At 35.7% G+C, this 16,868-nt stretch carries 11 protein-coding genes; 8 read left to right on the forward strand and 3 right to left on the reverse strand.

Translation table 11 applies throughout. The features are described 5' to 3' along the window. Positions 1-2 precede the first annotated feature (2 nt). The 6 genes from ACZ1AQ_RS07215 to kynU all read left to right on the forward strand — a co-directional run bounded on the left by ACZ1AQ_RS07215 (position 3) and on the right by kynU (position 8,528). Complete coding sequence (locus ACZ1AQ_RS07215) at positions 3-1,988, forward strand: transglutaminase family protein (RefSeq protein WP_489632253.1); 1,986 nt, start codon at positions 3-5, stop codon at positions 1,986-1,988. Then, entirely contained in the window at positions 1,988-3,979 is a 1,992-nt protein-coding gene (locus tag ACZ1AQ_RS07220; RefSeq protein WP_489632254.1) for a DUF3858 domain-containing protein, read from the forward strand. The genes ACZ1AQ_RS07215 and ACZ1AQ_RS07220 overlap by 1 nt, the downstream gene beginning before the upstream one ends. 61 nt (positions 3,980-4,040) lie before the next feature. Further along, positions 4,041-4,367 (forward strand): nucleotide pyrophosphohydrolase, encoded by a 327-nt coding sequence (locus ACZ1AQ_RS07225; RefSeq protein WP_298300343.1) that lies wholly within the window; start codon positions 4,041-4,043, stop codon positions 4,365-4,367. Between the two features lie 106 nt (positions 4,368-4,473). Further along, complete coding sequence (aroA, locus tag ACZ1AQ_RS07230; RefSeq protein ID WP_489632255.1) at positions 4,474-5,718, forward strand: 3-phosphoshikimate 1-carboxyvinyltransferase; 1,245 nt, start codon at positions 4,474-4,476, stop codon at positions 5,716-5,718. A gap of 196 nt (positions 5,719-5,914) precedes the next feature. Continuing rightward, a complete protein-coding gene (gene queA / locus ACZ1AQ_RS07235) occupies positions 5,915-6,964 on the forward strand; it encodes a tRNA preQ1(34) S-adenosylmethionine ribosyltransferase-isomerase QueA (protein ID WP_489632256.1) in 1,050 nt (349 codons plus the stop codon). 271 nt (positions 6,965-7,235) lie between these two features. After that, complete coding sequence (kynU, locus tag ACZ1AQ_RS07240; RefSeq protein WP_489632257.1) at positions 7,236-8,528, forward strand: kynureninase; 1,293 nt, start codon at positions 7,236-7,238, stop codon at positions 8,526-8,528. A gap of 206 nt (positions 8,529-8,734) precedes the next feature. Here the strand turns inward: kynU and ACZ1AQ_RS07245 are convergent, their stop codons facing one another. The 3 genes from ACZ1AQ_RS07245 to ACZ1AQ_RS07255 all read right to left on the reverse strand — a co-directional run bounded on the left by ACZ1AQ_RS07245 (position 8,735) and on the right by ACZ1AQ_RS07255 (position 12,779). After that, on the reverse strand, positions 8,735-10,534 hold the full coding sequence (locus ACZ1AQ_RS07245) for a hypothetical protein (protein WP_489632258.1): 1,800 nt from the start codon (positions 10,532-10,534) through the stop codon (positions 8,735-8,737). 74 nt (positions 10,535-10,608) lie between these two features. Next, entirely contained in the window at positions 10,609-12,141 is a 1,533-nt protein-coding gene (locus ACZ1AQ_RS07250) for a cryptochrome/photolyase family protein (RefSeq protein WP_489632259.1), read from the reverse strand. After that, complete coding sequence (locus ACZ1AQ_RS07255; RefSeq protein ID WP_489632282.1) at positions 12,141-12,779, reverse strand: flavin reductase family protein; 639 nt, start codon at positions 12,777-12,779, stop codon at positions 12,141-12,143. Before ACZ1AQ_RS07255 ends, ACZ1AQ_RS07250 begins: the two co-directional genes overlap by 1 nt. Positions 12,780-13,025: 246 nt before the next feature. On the opposite strand from ACZ1AQ_RS07255, the gene ACZ1AQ_RS07260 reads away from it, so the two are divergent. Both ACZ1AQ_RS07260 and ACZ1AQ_RS07265 read left to right on the forward strand, forming a co-directional pair. Continuing rightward, complete coding sequence (locus ACZ1AQ_RS07260) at positions 13,026-15,416, forward strand: penicillin acylase family protein (protein ID WP_489632260.1); 2,391 nt, start codon at positions 13,026-13,028, stop codon at positions 15,414-15,416. 63 nt (positions 15,417-15,479) lie between these two features. Continuing rightward, positions 15,480-16,826 (forward strand): FAD-dependent oxidoreductase, encoded by a 1,347-nt coding sequence (locus ACZ1AQ_RS07265; RefSeq protein WP_489632261.1) that lies wholly within the window; start codon positions 15,480-15,482, stop codon positions 16,824-16,826. The last annotated feature ends 42 nt before the right edge of the window (positions 16,827-16,868 follow it).

A 16,868-nucleotide genomic window follows, 5' to 3' on the forward strand; every position in this document is an offset into this window, starting at 1 on the left:
TTATGAAAATTACCAAAATTATTATCTATTCATTTGTTTTCTTACTCAATCTTACTTGTTTAGCGCAAAACTTTGAATTAGGAAAAGTTTCTATAGCTGAGCTTGAAGAAAAACATCATCCAAAAGATACATCGGCAGTAGCAGCCATGTTGTTTAAAAAGGGGAAAACTTCTTTTGAGTATTCGCAAGAGAATGGTTTTATGTTGCAAACTGTTGTAAAGGTTAGGATTAAGATTTATAAAAAAGAAGGATATGATTGGGCTAACAAAGCAATAAATTATTCAATAGATTCGTCGCCCAAAGAGTCATTAGATTTTTCAGATGCGGTGACTTATAATTTGGTTAATGGAAAAATTGAGAAAACAAAATTAAAAAGCGATGGTATTTTTGTTGAAAAAATCAATAAGTATTGGAATAGAAAAAAAATCACAATGCCTAATGTGAAGGAAGGTTCTGTGGTAGAATATGAGTATACTATTAGGACGCCCAATAAAGTGCATCCAAGAGATTGGGATTTTCAAACTGCTATTCCAGTAAACTATTGTGAGTATAAGATCTCAATTCCAGAATACTATAGTTATAACACCACCACAAAAGGTTTTGTTACTCCCAAAACAAATTCAGTAAAGAATAATAAGTCTATAGTACTTACATCAAAAACGAATTTTTCAAATAACACTTATACATATATGGAAACTGTTACTACTTATGTAACAGAACATCTTCCAGCAATGAAAAATGAGAGTTTCGTCAATAATATTGATAATTACACAAGTAGTTTGGTTCAAGAATTAGCAACTATTCAATTCCCAAGTGAACCCATTAAATCTTATGCAACCAATTGGAATTCTGTGGTTAAGACAATTTATGAATATGATGACTTTGGCCCAGAATTAAAAAAAACAGGCTATTTTGAAGATGAAATTAAAGCCTTAATTGCTCCTTTGAATTCTCCAGAAGAAAAGATTACGGCAATTTTTACTTATGTAAAGAATAATGTAAAATGGAATGGTCTTTATGGATTCTATTGTGAGCAAGGTGTAAGAACTGCTTTTAAAAATAAAACAGGCAATGTTGGAGATATTAACTTGATGCTTACGGCTATGTTACGTTTTGCAGGGATAGAAGCCAATCCAGTCTTGGTGAGTACAAGAGATAATGGTATTGCTTTATTCCCAAGTAGAACTGCTTTTGATTATGTAATTGCTGCGATCGAGAGCTCCAACGGATTGATTTTGCTAGATGCTACAGAGGCTAATTCGATACCAAATGTACTTCCAACTCGTGATTTAAATTGGTTTGGACGTTTAATAAGAAAAGACGGTTCTTCTTCAGAAGTAGACTTGATGCCAAAAACATTGTCTAATGATGTCGTAACGATGAGTTATGCTGTAGAGCCTACTGGAAGAGTTAGTGGCAAAATGCAGCGACAATTAACACAGCATAATGCGATGTTGTATAGAAACCGTGTAATCGGTGAAAATCAAGAGACTTATTTAGAGAAATTAGAAAACGAAAATGGCAAAATAGAAATTGAAGATTATAAAAGACATAATGAAAAAGAATTAAATGCTCCTGTAGGTGAAGTTTTCTCTTTTACGGGTTCTAATTTATGTGAAGTCATTCAGGATAAAATTTATATCAATCCTTTGTTGTTTTACACCTACAAAGAAAATCCATTTAAGCAAGAAACAAGAGAATATCCTATAGATTATGGTTTTCCATTTATGGATCGATATGCAGTAAATATTCAAATTCCTGAGGGATATGTTGTAGAAAGTGTTCCAGCACCAGTAAATGTGGTGATGCAAGACGATTTAGGAGGATTCAAGTTTTTGACTAATGTGGTAGGAAACACTATTCAACTTTCAGTGCAGCATCAAATAAAAGTGCCAATTGTAGCTTCTGACTATTATGAAATGCTTAAAGAATACTACAGAAAAATGATTGAAAAGGAAAACGAAAAAATCGTCTTGAAAAAAGCTTAATGATAAGAAAAATAGTCACATTATTATTTGTCTTGAGTTTTGCAATAAATGGTAAAGCTCAAGACTTTCAATTGGGAAAAGTTTCAATTGCTGAACTAAAGGAAGTTCAACATCCCAAAGATTCGGCTGCTGTGGCTGCTATTTTGTTTAAAAAAGCCAAAACATCTTTCGATTATAAAGAAAATGGTTTTTTTGCAGTACACGAAGTGACCTATCGCATCAAAATTTATAAAAAGGAAGGGCTCAAATGGGCCAATTTTGAAGTGCCATACTATATTGGGTATGATGAGTTGGAGCCAGACAAGCTTAAATTTTCAGATGCGGTTACTTACAATTTACAAAACGGTAAAATCGTAAAAACAAAATTGGAAAGCGAAGGTACTTTTATTCAAAAAGTGGATAAAAATTGGAAAGTGGGAAAAATCACTTTACCCAGCGTAGCTGTAGGTTCTGTAATTGAATTTAAATATGTACACACATCGGATAATTTTTTTAAATTACCTGATATGGATTTTCAATATGATATTCCTGTGAATTCTTTTGAATATGCTACTCACATTCCAGAGATGTATATTTATAAAACTATTTTAAGAGGGTATCATGAGGTAGAATCAAATAGCATACTTGCTAAAGATATAATCACTTATTATGCTTATTCTTTACATCATCGAACCATTTCACTTAGGAAATTCATCACAACTTATAAAGCAAAAGATATTCCTGCTATCAAAGAAGAATATTTTGTAGATAACCTTAGTAATTATACTTCCAAAATTCAGCAAGAACTCGAGCGTATTCGCTATACGGATAAACCCGACAAAGATTATTCCATCACCTGGGAAGGTGTAGCTAAGACTATTTATAAGGAGAAAGAATTTGGAGCTGAACTGCAAAAAGGCAAGTATTTTGTGCCTTATGTTAGCAGCTGTGTTCATGGTAAAACGACACAAACTGAAAAAATGGAAGCCATTTTTAAGCATGTGCAAGACCGTATGAGTTGGAATGGAGAAAACGGGGTGTATGCCGATCAAACGGTGGAAAAAGCCTATGAATCAGCTACTGGGAATGCAGCCGAAATCAATTTTGTGTTGTTGAACATGCTCAAAATAGAAGGGTTGAACGCCAATCCAGTTTTGGTAAGTACAATCAGTCACGGCATTCCTTATTTTCCAGGTCGTACGGGCTTCAATTATGTAATCGCTTTGGTAAATATTGATGGAAAACGCTATTTGCTAGATGCTGCTAATAAATTCACTACAACTACTGTTTTTTCGACTAAATTGCTCAATTGGACCGGCAGATTAATAAAAGAAGACGGAAATTCAGAAGAGGTGCAAATGACCGACATCTCTCAATCGAAAAATTTAGTAGCACTAGTTGTAAAATTGGAACCTGAAGGAAAAATACATGGAAATTATAAAAGTCAAAAAACGGATTTCGCCGCACTTGACTTCAGAGAAAGATATGCCGACTTGAATCACGAAGCTAATATAGATCGGATTGAAAGTCGATTAAAAGGCATAACGATCAACAATTATGTGTTGATCAATGGTAAAGGTGATAATACAAAGCCAGTAACCGAAAGTTATGATTTTGAATACGAACATGCTTTTGATGTCATCCAAGGAAAGTGGTATGTAAAACCGTTACTGTTTTTAAGGTCTTTAAAAAATCCTTTTACTGAACAGGAACGAAAATTACCCGTCTATTTTGGTCCTGTCGAAACGGAGCGTTTTATTGTTAATATTGAAATTCCAGAAGGCTATACTGTGGAAAATTTGCCGAAGTCAATAGTCATTAATGCTCAGGACAACATAGCTTCGTTCTCTTATCTTTCTAAACAAGAGGGAAATACGATACAGGTCATCATCACCAATCAATTGAATAAAGTGAAAGTGGATAGTGCATATTATGAAGTTGTTAAAAGTTTTTTTCAGCAATCTATCGATAAATTGAATGAAAATATTGTGATATCTAAAGTCAAATCATAGTGCAACTATAGGCAATTTTAGGAGGACTTGGCTACCTTTGTCATTCATTAAATTTTAAACTATGAACCTAAAAAACGCGCAACTAGACGTAGACAATTGGATTAAAGAACACGGCGTTCGCTATTTTAATGAATTGACCAATATGGCACAACTCACCGAAGAAGTAGGCGAGGTAGCCCGAATCATCGCTCGCCGTTATGGAGAACAGTCCGAGAAAGAAAGCGATAAAAATAAAGACTTAGGCGAAGAATTGGCCGATGTTGTTTTTGTTGTATTGTGTTTAGCCAATCAAACAGGAATTGATTTGCAAGCCGCTTTTGATAAAAAAATGGATTTGAAATCTGTTCGAGATAAAAATCGTCACAAAAACAACGAAAAACTGAAGTAATTAGTGTAGGCTAAATTGTGAATTGTGAGTTGTGAATTGTAAATTGCACCCCTAAATTATTGGAGCGGCAAGACAATTCACAGCTCACAACACCTTTTATACAGTTATGAATTTACAACTACAATCTGCAATTTATAATCTTAATGCTACTATCTCAATCACAGGCTCCAAAAGCGAAACCAACAGATTGTTATTGTTGCAAGCATTATATCCCAATCTTGTTCTAGAAAACACTTCTAACTCTGATGATTCGGAAGTGATGACCAAAGCGTTGCAGAATACACAATTTTCAAATTCGGATTCCCAACTTATAGATATTCATCACGCTGGAACTGCCATGCGTTTCTTAACAGCTTTTTTTGCAGTAAGCGAAGGAAAAGAAGTGGTTTTGACAGGCTCTCAGCGCATGACGGAGCGACCCATAAAAGTATTGGTTGAAGCCTTGCAACAATTAGGCGCCCAAATAGCTTACGAAAATGAACCTGGATTCCCGCCTATCCGAATCAAAGGCCAAAAAATAACCCAATCCAAAGTTAGTATTCCTGCCAATGTGAGTAGTCAATACATTTCGGCTCTTTTGTTGGTAGCTCCAAAACTAGAAAACGGAATCGAATTGACATTGGTTGGCGAAATCACTTCTGTTCCTTATATCAAAATGACCTTGGCTTTGCTTAACGAAATAGGTGTAGAAACTAAATTCGAAGAAAATGTCATCACAGTCAAACCTTTAACAACAAACTCAAAACAACAAACGGTAACAGTCGAATCCGATTGGAGTTCTGCGTCTTACTTTTTTAGTTTGGCAGCTTTGTCGAACGAAGCTACTATCGAATTGAGCAGCTATAAAGAATCAAGTTTGCAAGGCGATTCGGCTTTAGTTGAAATCTACGCCAAAATGGGAGTCGAAGCTAGCTTTGAAGCAAACAAACTGACTTTGGTTAAACAGCCTAACTTCGAGTATCAATCGGTTACTTTCGATTTGAATAACACGCCAGATATTGCGCAAACCATTGTAGTTACTTGTTTGGGATTGGGTATCGGTTGTCATTTAACAGGATTGCATACCTTAAAGATTAAAGAAACAGATAGACTAGAAGCACTTCGTATAGAACTAACAAAATTAGGCGCAGCCATTACTGTTACAAATGATAGTTTGACTTTAGAACCTTCTACATCCATTTTGCCTAATATTGCCATAGATACCTATAACGACCATCGTATGGCTATGGCTTTTGCTCCTTTGGCTTTGCGTGTTCCAATTATCATTAACAACGCTGAGGTCGTTTCTAAATCGTATCCCGATTTTTGGTCAGATTTAAAAAGTTTAGGATTTCAATCTGCACAAATTTAGTTGCAACTCCATTTTCTTATTTTTTGTGCAAGCTTTGGTATAGATAAAAGGCTTGTAAACGCCCGTCGTTGTGGTAATAAACAAAATAAACGCCAAAACACTTGACAACGCCTATCTCGCAGTTGTATATTTGCAGCCAGATTTTTATTAAGTCAGCAAGTCTTAATACTTAATTCTAATATCTTAATACTCAAATATGAAATTATCACACTTTAACTTCAATTTACCCAAAGAACTTTTAGCCGAGTTTCCAGCAGAAAACAGAGACGAATCTCGTTTAATGGTAATCGATAGAAAAACACAAACCATCGAACACAAAATGTTCAAAGATGTGATTGATTATTTTGATGATGGCGATGTTTTAATCTTAAATAATACCAAAGTTTTTCCTGCACGTTTGTATGGAAACAAAGAAAAAACTGGAGCTAGAATCGAAGTTTTCTTGTTGAGAGAATTGAATGCTGAGCAAAGATTATGGGATGTATTGGTAGACCCAGCGCGTAAAATCCGTATCGGAAACAAATTGTATTTTGGTGACGATGATTCATTAGTAGCTGAGGTGATTGACAATACTACTTCTCGTGGTAGAACCCTTCGTTTCTTGTATGATGGTTCTTATGAAGAGTTCAGAAACAAATTGACTGAGTTAGGAGAAACTCCAATCCCAAAATACATCAACAGAGAGGTAACTCCAGAAGATGCTGAGCGTTACCAAACCATTTACGCAAAAGAAGAAGGAGCTGTCGCTGCACCAACTGCAGGATTACACTTCTCAAAACACCTTTTAAAACGTTTAGAAATCAAAGGCGCTAAATTTGCCGAAGTTACACTTCACGTAGGTTTAGGAACCTTCAACCCTGTAGAGGTAGAAGATTTATCCAAACACAAAATGGATTCTGAAGAGTTAAAAATTACACAAGAAGCCTGTGATATCGTAAACGAAGCAAAAGCAAAGAAAAAAAGAATTTGTGCCGTAGGAACCACCTGTATGCGTGCTATAGAAAGCTCTGTTTCTTCTCAAAACACCTTAAACCCATACGATGGTTGGACCAACAAGTTTATCTTTCCACCTTACGACTTTAGCATCGCGTCGTGTATGATTACCAATTTTCATACGCCAAAATCAACATTATTGATGATGATTTCTGCTTTTTGTGGTCACGATCTAATGCGCAAAGCATATGACGAAGCCATCAAAGAAGGATACAGATTCTATTCCTACGGAGACGCTATGTTGATTCTTTAAATCGTATAAAAACATATTCAATTAATCTCGTCAGCAATGGCGAGATTTTTTTTTGGGCGTATTACGGGCTGTACATTACAATAAATAGTGCTGGCACTAACTATTGCTCCTACTGCGGGAGCTTCCGTTGGTCGCTTCCTCGTTAGGGCAATAGTTAGTGCCAGCACTATTTATTTCCATTACCATCCCTAACGCAACTCCTTTTCAAAAGACATTTTTGCAATTTGTAGCTAACCTTTTTTTACTACATTTACCCCTCAAAACAATACTTATGAATTTCAAAAATACGCTCGAATTTGCACAGCAATTAGATGCACAAGATTCGTTGAGAAGCTATCAAAACGAATTTATTTTTCCGCAAGTCAATAACCAAAAAGTAATTTATTTTACTGGAAACTCTCTTGGTTTGCAACCCAAAAGAACCAAAACCTATGTTGATGAAGTAATGAACGATTGGGCCAATCTTGCCGTTGAAGGTCATTTCTACGCCGACAAACCTTGGTGGGATTACCACGAACGCTTTTCAGCACCATTAAGTAAAATTGTAGGAGCCTTACCTAGCGAAGTAACAGTGATGAATACCCTAACGGTCAATCTTCACTTATTGATGGTTTCTTTTTATAAGCCTACGGCTAAAAGGTATAAAATCATTTGCGAAGAAAAAGCCTTTCCTTCAGACCAATACATGTTTCAGAGTCAAGTGCAATTTCACGCTCAAAACAACGGGATCAATGCAAACGATGCCATAGTCGAAATTAAGCGTCGCGAAGGAGAACACAACATTCGCCTCGAAGACATTATTAGCAAAATAAACGAAGTAGGCGATGAGCTAGCGTTGGTTTTAATCGGAGGAGTGAACTATTACACCGGCCAAGTTTTTGATATTAAAACCATCACTGCTGCTGGTCATAAAGTAGGAGCAAAAGTAGGATGGGACCTAGCACACGCAGCAGGAAATATCAAACTAGAACTACACGATTGGAATGTGGATTTTGCCGCTTGGTGCAGTTACAAATACATGAACTCAGGTCCGGGAAATGCTTCGGGGTGTTTTGTACATCAAAAACATCACAACGACAGTACCCTGTCTAGATTCGCAGGCTGGTGGGGACATAACAAAGAAAGACGTTTCAAAATGGAACCTCAATTTGACCCTGTTCACGGAGCCGATGGTTGGCAAATCAGTAATTTACCTATTTTATCCTTAGCGCCTTATTTGGCTTCGGTTCATTTATTTGACGAAGTGGGGATGGAGGCATTGATTGCAAAGCGTGACCATATAACTTCTTATTTAGAATTTATTTTGCACGAAATAGATAAAGAAGTAGACAGCACTTTTGAAATAATTACTCCAAGTAATCCTGAGGAACGCGCTTCACAATTGTCTGTTTTTTTACATGGGGAAGGACGCAGTTTGTTCGATTATTTGATGAAAAATGGTGTAATCACAGATTGGAGAGAACCCAACGTGATTCGTTTAGCACCTGTTCCTTTGTATACTTCTTATGAAGATATGTACCATTTTGGACAAATCCTCAAGCGTGGTATTTTAGAGAAAAAATAATGGTATACCCACAAAATCCAAAAGTCGGCTAGAATAATCTAGCCGACTTTTTTTATGTAATAAAATGAACAGGAACGACAAAATATAGGGAGAAGCTTATAACTAATTCAGGCGCTTCTATACTCATAAAATCTAGTACAGGTACATACTAAAAAGTGTTTTGAGTAGCATTCATTTGTCTCAAATGCTGCTAATTCTACTATTCTTTATTTTACTTCTATAAAATTTAATTCTTGTTGAAACGCGTGTAATTGCATTTCTAGTTCTTTAGTAATCGATTCAAAATAGCTTGTTTTTGGCAACAGATTTTGATAATAACTAATTCCTTCTAACATATTTTTCTTGAATGATTGCAGTTTTTTTACTTGTGCCGCAGTTGATTCTGAAGCTACAGTTTTGCATTCATTTTTGAAATAATCCAAGTACATCTTTAGCTCTTTGATGAACACGTTTGGACGATTAGTCACTCGAAGTACAGTATCATTTCCATAAATGTGTTGAATCATTTTTTTCAAAGAAACCTCTTGGTCAAAATAAGCTAAATTCGGTCCAGGACATACTACAATTCCTTGGTCTTGCCCTTTTATTGGAATGTTGTTCTCCAAGTATGAAGCATTGGCTAATCCAACACAAAGGCAAGATTTTTCGGTAATGCTGTTTTTGCAACTTTCATATTGTTCTAGGCTGAGCGTTTGCTTTTTCTCTTCAAGAGTAGCCAATTTCTCGTCTTGGAATTTTTTCGAAGCGGTACAAATGCCGTTGCCTCCTGCGTCTTTATGCAAAGCCAAGAATTTCTTTGGACACGAACTGCCTGCTTTATTGGCTTGAATTCGTTTTTCTCTTACTATTTCATTGGTTGTGCCTCTTAAAGTATTGAACGGTACGCCTAAAGGTGAAATGTGGCTCAAATAAAAATCATTTTCTTTGGCTTCAGCCAATAATTTTCTCGTGTTTTTATCTACAGAAGTAGCTTCTGGAACCAATAAAAATGGGGAACCCCATCCTACAGAGTCTACTTGATAATGCTCTAATAAAAAGTTATGTTCCGCGGCTGTTCCTACACCACCTTGAACCGTAATTTTTAATTCTAATGGTGATTCTGGTACTGGAAGTTCTTTTTGTCCTAATGCTTTAACCATTAAATCGTGTGCTGATTGGATGAGTTGCTCTTTCTTTTGTTTGAATTCTTCCAAAATGGGACCTAATAAAAAACCATCGGTGGCAAAAGCATGACCTCCACAATTTAATCCAGATTCAATACGATATTCTGAAACCCAAAGGCCTTTTTTAGCTAGAAAATTACCTTGTATCATCGCGGAACGGAAATCGCTAACTTTTAGCGTTATCTTCTTCTTTAGGGTATTATTCAAATCAGGAAAGAAACAAGAAAAGTTCTCGAAATAGCTGTACAATCTTGGATTCATTCCTGCACTTAAAACAACTGAAGAAGCTAAATTGCTATTTGCAAAACCTCTAAGGGCCGCATGAGCATCATTAAACTCAACAGGTAATTGTTCTTTGCCTACAGAATTGTCCTTGTCTAGTTTGGTCATGATATTTACATCAATGGCACCTGGTGTTAGCTGATTCTCAATATAATGTTTTAGGTTTTCTTTAAAAGCAATACCTTCATCCATCAATTGTAAAAAACCTTTTTTTAGGTCAGATGTATTGGGTAGCTGCGCGATGTAATTGTCCAATGTCTGTTTGCTCTCAACTAATTCTGTCTTGAAGTCTTCAAATTTTTTCTTTACAATACGGTCAACAAGATTGAGATACGATGTGATTCGCTCAGCTCTGTAGTCATGGATTTTTTGTGTGATTTCTTTATAAGGGATTTCAAATTTCTCGCTGTAAAAAGCATTCATTTTTTCAATCAATTCATCATCCGCAATAGAAATTACCGAAGAAATTCCATAATGAGCTACGCGAATAGGACTGTCTATCGTATAAGCCAATCCCATCACAGGAATGTGAAAAGTATGTGGTGATTTTGTGTTAGTCATCTATTTATAGCATTTTATTCCCTGCAAATATTGTCAATTGCATTGGTTAAAAAACTGATAAATATCATACCCTTCTAATAATCATTGATATTGGTGATGATGTCTTGTGCTTTTTGCTTGATTTGGTACAATTCTTCTGGGTTTGTTTTATTCAATAAGTTTAGCATCATGGCCATTCTTTGGTTGCCCTTGAAGTATTCTTTTTTAACATCAAGAAAGTTCCAATACAAAGCATTGAATGGGCAAGCTTTGTCTTCTATTTTTTGTTTTACGTTATAATGACATTTTCCACAATAGTTACTCATTTTGTTGATGTAATTTCCTGAGGAAACATAGGGTTTGGTCGCCAGTATTCCGCCATCAGCGTATTGAGACATACCTCGGGTATTAGGTAATTCTACCCATTCGATTGCATCTATGTAAACACCCAAATACCAAGCGTCCACTTCGTCTGGGTGGGTTTGGGTAAGTAGACAGAAATTGCCAATAACCATTAATCGTTGGATATGGTGAGCATAGGCATCTTCTAAACTTTGGTGAATCGCATGCTGCATACAGTTCATTTTTGTCTGTCCATTCCAGAAGAAATTCGGTAAAGGATTGAAGTTTTCTAGTTTATTTAATGATGAATAGTTTGGCATTTCTTTCCAGTAAATACCCCGAACATATTCACGCCAACCCAAAATTTGACGAACAAATCCTTCTATTTGTGATAGACTAATGGTGTCTTGGTTTTTATGATAATAGGATACCGCCGTTTGAATTACTTCCTTTGGTGAAAGCATTTTACTATTTAATGCAAACGATAATCTAGAATGAAATAAAAACTTTTCTTGGGTATGCATCGCATCTTCATAATCGCCAAAATGGCTCAGCAGTTGGTTGCAAAAATACTGCAGCATTTCGAGACATTCTGTTCTTGAGGTCGGCCACACAAATTTTTCAGAATCAATGAAGCCAAAAGTGCTTGCGCCTGCTCGATTGATTTCTTCAATGACTTGAGTTACCTCTTTTTGAAACTGAATGTTTTCTGGAATAGGAACCTCACCACCGTATTTTTTGCGATTTTCATGGTCAAAATTCCATTGATTGCCAACGGGAGTTTCTCCATTCATCAAAATATCGTGTTTTTTTCGCATATAGCGATAAAACGATTCCATTAAAAGTGTTTTTTTACCATGAAAAAAAGCATCTAATTCTTCTCTTGAAGTTTGAAAATGTTCGGTATCGAATGCTTCGGATGGTATTTTTAAACCTTCACAAATAGTTTTTAGTTGTTGGTCTAAACGGTATTCATCAGGCAATTGGTATTCAAATTTTTTAATACCAAATTGATTAATACACTGGTTGATTATTTTATCTAAGTCTTGTAAATTTTCTGGGTCGTTGATGGTATAGTATTTTACTTGGTATCCTTTGGCTTGTAATCCTTCTGAAAAATTACGCATCGAAAGGAAAAAAGCGACTACTTTTTGAATGTGATGTTTTACATAATTGGTTTCCTGAAGCATTTCGGCCATCAGATAGATACAATCGCTTTCTGGAGTAGTATACCAAGAGTGTTGTTCATTGAGTTGATCCCCTAAAATGAGTCGTAGTTTTGTCATTATTCAAAAAAAGAGGTAGTGGGTTGGTCTTTTCTGGCATATTTGAAGCGATCAACTAATTTTGGAAGACAATAGCCATCCAAACCATTTAGTGTAATTACGTTTGCTTTGTCTAGTTGTAACCAACTGTCTTTGTGTTGCAATTCTTCCTCAAAAAATAAATGCTCGATGGAGGCAATTACATGAATGGTGTCATTTTCTTTAATGAAGTATTCATTCACAAATTTGCAGTATAATTGTACTGGACTCCCTTTTACAAAAGGAATCGGAAAGTTTTCTTTGTATTCTTCGATGAGATTGGTTTTGTCAAATTCTGAAACACCTGTATCATAGTTGGCAGAAGTATGGTGCGCGTCGGCTATCATATCTATTGTTATATGATTTACTGTAAAGTATCCGGTCTCCATAATGTTTTTGTAAGTGTCTCTAGGAACTGTCGTCGGGCGCATGATAAAACCAATTAAAGCAGGACTACTCCCTAAATGTGTGATGCTGCTAAATACAGCCACATTAGTGTCTCCATCTATAGATTTGGTGGCAATCAAATTGGCAGATTTATAACCAGTACACGAATTGATAAGGTTTAGTTTAGAAATCTTATCCATTTGTACAATATTTTCTTTGCTTAAATGCTTCATGGCTTTTTTTGTCAAAGATAATTTTTGTTTATCTATTTTGAATATTTATTAAACAAAATTTGCATATATTTATGATTTTTTTGACAAAAGATTCCTTTGTTCGTTTGTTTCTTTGATGAATGTCATTAGGATTCCTTTATATTTGTTTTTCTAATTTGTTAAAAATGAATTGCAAATGTCTTTCTTGATGCTTGACATCAATTAGGATAACACAATTAAATCATAGCCTATAATAAAATTCACACCATGAGAGTAGTTAAAAAAATTGCCCTATTTCTTTTCTTGTTTTTAATTGTTTTAGTATTGGCTTTAGTAGGCTATGCTTTTTACACCAAACCTAAATATGATGGCGAACTTGCTCTGAAAAATATAGAGAAGACCACCACTGTTTATTTCGATGATTTTGGTGTGCCTCATATTTATGCTAATAGTCAAAAAGATGCGATGGTAGCTTTGGGTTATGTGCATGCGCAAGACCGTTTATGGCAAATGGAATTGATGCGACGCATTGCACCAGGGCGATTATCTGAGATTTTCGGTACTGTTGCATTGAAAAATGACATGTTTTTTGCGGGTTTAGGTATCGAAGAAGCTTCTGAGATTGCAATTGCCAAATTGGATAAAAACGGGAAAGATTACCAATTGGCAATGGCTTATTTAGACGGAATTAATCAATATTTGGAAGAGGGCAAAACACCTATCGAGTTTCATTTGGTAGGAGTGAAGAAACAAAAATTTACGTTGAAAGATGTCTATAATATTTTTGGATACATGTCATTCAGCTTTGCTATGGCACAAAAAACAGACCCATTATTGACTGATATTCGTGATCAATTAGGACCAGAATATCTGAAAGATTTTGGTTTGGACGGTTCTTTGGGGACTACGAGAATCAAAAATTCGAAAGAAAAAATAAAGGAGTATTCAGCTATAGCAAAATCAGTAACGGCATTGCTTGATCAATCTCCAATTCCACCTTTTATTGGAAGTAATAGTTGGGTTATTGCGCCTCCAAAAACAGAGAATGGTAAAGTTATTTTTGCCAACGACCCTCATATTGGATTTTCTCAGCCAGCTACTTGGTATGAAGCCCACATCGTTACACCTGATTATGAATTATACGGTTATTATTTAGCTGGAACACCTTATCCGCTTTTAGGACATAACAGGAAGTATGCTTATGGGTTAACGATGTTCGAAAATGATGATTTGGATTTGTATAAAGAAGAAAACAAAGCTGATGATGCCAATAGCTATTTGAGTCCAAAAGGATATGTGAATTACCAAATTCGTAATAAAACTATTCAAGTCAAAGATTCCTCTTCGGTCAATTTCAAAGTCAAGATTAGCCGTCACGGGCCTATTGTAAATGATTTAATCAAAGGAGTGAATACCAAGCAACCTATTGCGCTTTCTTGGATTTATACGCAACAACCCATTCAGATTTTAGATGCAGTGTATCGATTGTCTCACGCCCAAAACATAACTGATTTTCAGAAAGGTGTGGCATTAATAGCCGCTCCAGGATTGAACGTTATGTATGGTGATGCCAAAGGAAATGTGGCTTGGTGGGCCACAGGTAAACTGTACAAACACCAGCCCGGAGTAAATCCTAATTTTATTTTGAATGGTGCATCAGGGAGGGAAGATATTGCTGAGTATTTGGATTTTTCTAAAAATCCATCCGCTGTAAATCCATCTTGGAATTATGTCTATTCGGCCAATAACCAACCCGAAGCTGTTGATGGTTTCCTATATCCAGGGTATTATTTACCAGAAGATAGAGCCAAGCGAATTACAACGCTTTTAGATGCCAAACAAAAATGGAACAAACAAGCCGTAAGTCAAATGATAGTTGATAATACTTCTTCAACAGTAACAGAGACGCTTAAAGTGATGCTGGGTTCTATTGCTTCGGAATCACTTTCAGAAAATCAAAAACAAGCTTTTACTATCTTAAAGGATTGGAAAGGGGATAGTAATCTTAATCAAGTGGCTCCAACAATTTACAACAAATGGCTTTATTTGTATTTGAAAAACACCTTTGAAGATGAATTAGGTAAAGACAAATTCGAGCAGTTTTTAGGAACACATATCGGGAAACAAGTAGCTACAAAGTTAATTGCGAATCCTAACTCAATTTGGTGGGATGATAGCACTACAAAAGGAACCAAAGAAACGCAAGCTTTTATTTTCAAAAAGTCCTATAAAGAAGCTATAGCTGCTCTTGAGAAGCAATTAGGTACTACCGTTGCATCTTGGACTTGGAACAAAGTGCATACTGTAGAACACCAACATCCATTAGGTAAGGTCAGTGCTTTGAAGCCAATTTTCAATGTGGGGCCTTTCGAAATTGCGGGAACTAACGAAGTGATTAACAATTTGATGTTTGGTCTGAATGCTTCAGGTAATTATAAAGTAACTGGAGGCCCTTCTACCAGAAGAATTATCGATTTTTCGGATGTAGAAAATAGTTGGAGTATCATTCCTACTGGCCAATCAGGGAACCCAATGAGTGCTCATTATGCCGACCAAACGCAAATGTATAATGAAGGTAAATTCAGGAAAATGAAAATGAATAAAGCAGAAATCGTTACAACTTCAACAAAATTAATCTTTAATCCCATTAAAAAATAGATTTTTATAAAGGGGTTACCCATATTAATCCCTAATTTTGCTTAACTTTTTTATATCCTTTGAATGCAAACACCTCAAAAAATAGCCGTTGTAGGTTCTGGTTTAGTTGGAACTTTATTGGCAATTTACCTGAAAAAATTAGGGCACACAGTGCATGTCTATGACAGAAGTCCAGACATCAGAACTGTTGAGTTTTCTGGACGTTCTATTAATTTAGTGATGTCTAATCGCGGTTGGAAAACACTTCAGGATATTGGTCTTGAAGAAGAAATAAAAAAAATCGGTATTCAAGTAGACAAAAGAGGGATTCATCTCAAAGATGGAACTTTTACCACACAATTTTACGGAAAAGAAGGGGAGTCCATCTTTTCGCTTTCCAGAGGAGTTCTCAACAGAAAAATGATTGATTTAGCGGAAGAAGCTGGAGCTGAATTCTTTTTTAATAGAAAAATTTGGGATGTTTCTTTGGCGAATGCCTCCCTTTATGAAGGAGAAACCGAACAAGGGGAATGGAAGGAATTAAAGTATGATATAGTTTTTGGAGCCGATGGCGCTTTTTCAAGAGTACGTCATCGTATGCAGCGTCAATCTCAATTTGATTATTCTCAAGAGTTCATGAAGATTGGCTATAAGGAATTGCATATTCCAGCGAATGAAGACGGAACTCATAAAATCGATAAAAACTCACTGCACATTTGGCCTCGTGGCAATTTTATGTTGATGGGCTTGGCCAATTTAGATGGAAGTTTTACTTGTACGTTGTTCATGCCTTTTGAAGGTGAAAACTCGTTTGAAAATTTAAAAGACGAAAGGACTTTAGTTGATTTTTTTGCAGAATACTTTCCAGATACTAAAGATGTAATTCCAGATTTAGTCGAAGATTTTTTTAGAAACCCAACTAGCTATTTGGTGATGACCAAATGTTTTCCTTGGACGCACAGCGATAAAGTCGCATTAATTGGAGATTCGGCTCATGCGATAGTTCCTTTTTACGGACATGGAATGAATGCAGGTTTTGAAGATATTACCACGCTGAATGAAATGATTTCGAAATATGGCGACGATTGGAAAACTATTTTTTCTGAATATCAAAAGTCAAGAAAACCCAATGCAGATGCTATTGCCGAACTTTCAAGACGAAATTTTGAAGAAATGAGCTCCAAAACTGCTGACCCCAAATTTTTACTGCAAAAGAAAATCGAGAAATGGTTTTCGGATAAGCATCCAGATAAATGGATGCCCTTGTACAGCCGCGTAACGTTTAGTTTGCAACCTTATGCTGAAGCTTTGGCTATTGGTGATTTTCAAAATAAAATTATGGAGGAAATCATGCAGTTTCCTGATATTGCCCAAAAATGGGACAGCCCAGAAGTAGAAGAAAAAATTATTCAGTTATTGAATGTAAAATAAAAGAATCCCAAATCTAAACTTGATGCTAGATTTGGGATTTTG

Source organism: Flavobacterium sp. UM26, assembly GCF_057922445.1.

Excerpts from the sequence above, each read along its gene's own strand:
- ACZ1AQ_RS07215 (WP_489632253.1), top strand. The coding sequence starts at position 3 with ATGAAAATTACCAAAATTATTATCTATTCATTTGTTTTCTTACTCAAT.
- ACZ1AQ_RS07220 (WP_489632254.1), top strand. The coding sequence starts at position 1,988 with ATGATAAGAAAAATAGTCACATTATTATTTGTCTTGAGTTTTGCAATA.
- ACZ1AQ_RS07225 (WP_298300343.1), top strand. The coding sequence starts at position 4,041 with ATGAACCTAAAAAACGCGCAACTAGACGTAGACAATTGGATTAAAGAA.
- aroA (WP_489632255.1), top strand. The coding sequence starts at position 4,474 with ATGAATTTACAACTACAATCTGCAATTTATAATCTTAATGCTACTATC.
- queA (WP_489632256.1), top strand. The coding sequence starts at position 5,915 with ATGAAATTATCACACTTTAACTTCAATTTACCCAAAGAACTTTTAGCC.
- kynU (WP_489632257.1), top strand. The coding sequence starts at position 7,236 with ATGAATTTCAAAAATACGCTCGAATTTGCACAGCAATTAGATGCACAA.
- ACZ1AQ_RS07245 (WP_489632258.1), bottom strand. The coding sequence starts at position 10,534 with ATGACTAACACAAAATCACCACATACTTTTCACATTCCTGTGATGGGA.
- ACZ1AQ_RS07250 (WP_489632259.1), bottom strand. The coding sequence starts at position 12,141 with ATGACAAAACTACGACTCATTTTAGGGGATCAACTCAATGAACAACAC.
- ACZ1AQ_RS07255 (WP_489632282.1), bottom strand. The coding sequence starts at position 12,779 with ATGAAGCATTTAAGCAAAGAAAATATTGTACAAATGGATAAGATTTCT.
- ACZ1AQ_RS07260 (WP_489632260.1), top strand. The coding sequence starts at position 13,026 with ATGAGAGTAGTTAAAAAAATTGCCCTATTTCTTTTCTTGTTTTTAATT.
- ACZ1AQ_RS07265 (WP_489632261.1), top strand. The coding sequence starts at position 15,480 with ATGCAAACACCTCAAAAAATAGCCGTTGTAGGTTCTGGTTTAGTTGGA.